General features: G+C 62.6%; 2 protein-coding genes. One reads left to right on the top strand and one right to left on the bottom strand.

The window, feature by feature from the left end; all coding sequences use genetic code 11:
• On the top strand, nt 1-1544 hold a 1544-nt coding region (locus tag AAFM29_RS17210; protein ID WP_341713952.1), incomplete at its 5' end, for a TonB-dependent receptor.
• A 102-nt stretch (nt 1545-1646) separates the two neighbouring features.
• Here AAFM29_RS17210 and AAFM29_RS17215 read toward each other — a convergent pair.
• A partial coding sequence (locus tag AAFM29_RS17215; RefSeq protein ID WP_341713953.1) for a prolyl oligopeptidase family serine peptidase occupies nt 1647-1977 on the bottom strand: 331 nt, incomplete at its 5' end.

Raw genomic sequence — 1977 nt, forward strand, 5'->3', positions numbered from 1 at the left:
TCGGACCGAGCGCGGAGCGGACCTCGACGCTCGTCCGGACGCGCAGCGCGGGCCCGGCCGAGAGGCCCGGCAGCAGAACCTTGCCGTTGCCGTCGACCTGCACGCGCCAATGGTCCGAGCCCTGCCAGGGCAAGCCGTCCAGCGTGACGACCGATGGCCTGACGGGCGAAATGAATTTCGATTACGAGCTTTCAGATGACGTGATGCTGAAATTCGGCGGCCAGTATCGCCGGGCGAAGCAGCAGACCCTGTCGGTCAGCTATTACAGCGGCGCATTGAGCACGCAGAACCTGCCCGCGGGCACCGAACTGTCCGACATCACGCGCCAGATCACCGGCGTCGATGAATTGTGGGGCATGGGCGCGCCGGCAAGCTGGGCCGTGCTCGACTGGAAAAAGACCGCCGATACCTTTGGCCTGTTCGACCTGCCTTATTGCGGCAGCGAATGCGGCGCGACCAATCCGATGGTTCGCGAAGAGGCGTTCAGCGGCTATGCCATGTCGCAGTTCGACCTGTACGATGCGCTTGGCGTGGGCCTGCGCGGCGATATCGGCGTGCGCTATGTCAAGACGAAGCAGTTCTCCTCGGGCTATATCCGCGTGTCGGATGCCAGTTCGCCCACGGGCGTCGTCGGGCAATATGCCGCAGTCAACCGGACCTATGACGACTGGCTGCCATCTGCGAATATCGTGTTCGAGGCGACCGACGACCTGCTGCTGCGCTTCTCGGCTGCAAAGGTCATGTCGCGCCCGGATCTCGGCGCGCTGGCGCCGACCAGCGGGGTCAATCCGATCACGCGGTCGGGTTCGGTCAACAACCCGTTCCTCGAACCGATCCGCGCCAATACTTTCGACGCGTCGGTCGAATGGTACTTCGCCCGCGGCTCGCTGCTGTCGGCGGCGTTCTTCTACAAGGACATCAAGTCGTACATCCAGTCGATCCGCTCGCAGATCCCGTTCAGCGAACTGGGCCTGCCCGAGGCGCTGCTGGAAGGGTCGAACACCACGCCGGATGAACTGTTCACCATCACCCGCCCCGTCAACACGCCGGGCGGCACGCTGAAGGGTATCGAACTCAACGCGCAGGTGCCTTTCACCTTCCTCAGCGGGTTCATGAGCAATTTCGGCGCGCTGGCGAACTTCACCTATGTGACCTCGAAGATCGATTACTGCCTGTCCTCGGTCGATGGTGTGTGCACCGTCAGCACCAAGGATGACCTGGTCGGCCTGTCGAAGAATACCGCGTCGGGTACGCTCTATTACGAGGACGACCGCTTCAGCATCCGCAGCACCGCGAATTACCGCGGGCCGTTCATCCGCGGCATCCCGGCATCGCCGGGCAGCGACCTGCAGGGGAACAGCTCGACGATCTATGTCGATGCATCCGCGTCGTACAAGATCAACGACAATTTCAAGGTGATCCTCGAGGCGACCAACCTGACCGACGAGCAGAATCGCCTGTATATCGACAGCACGCGCAAGGACACTTTGTTCGAAACGCGCGTCGGGCGCACCTACACGCTGGGCGTCAGCGCCAATTTCTGAAGGGCGTCAGCTCTTCTTCCCACGGAGCCTCGGCTCCAATCTCTAACTGAAGGCCCGCGGTTCATCCGAACCGCGGGCCATTTTTTAGGCAGTTTTCAGCTTTCAGACGTGTTCGGGAAAGAAATGCCGCTGCGCGAACCGGGCCATCAATTCGGGCCATTGCGACGATGGCCCATGCGCCCGGCCCATGCCGAACCCGTGGCCGCCGCTTTCGACCAGATGGCATTCGGCCGCGATCCCGTGCGAGCGCAAGGCATTGAGCATCATCATCGAATTTTCAGGCGGCACAGCGCTATCGTCGAGCGCGTGGAATAGAAATGTCGGCGGCGTATCGGGCCCGACCGCGTTTTGCATCGACAGGCGCGCGATCTCATCCTCCCCCGCATCGGGGCCGAGCAGCATTTGCCGCGATCCGGCATGCGCCAGCGGATCC

Source organism: Erythrobacter sp., assembly GCF_038133525.1.
Classification (GTDB): domain Bacteria; phylum Pseudomonadota; class Alphaproteobacteria; order Sphingomonadales; family Sphingomonadaceae; genus Qipengyuania.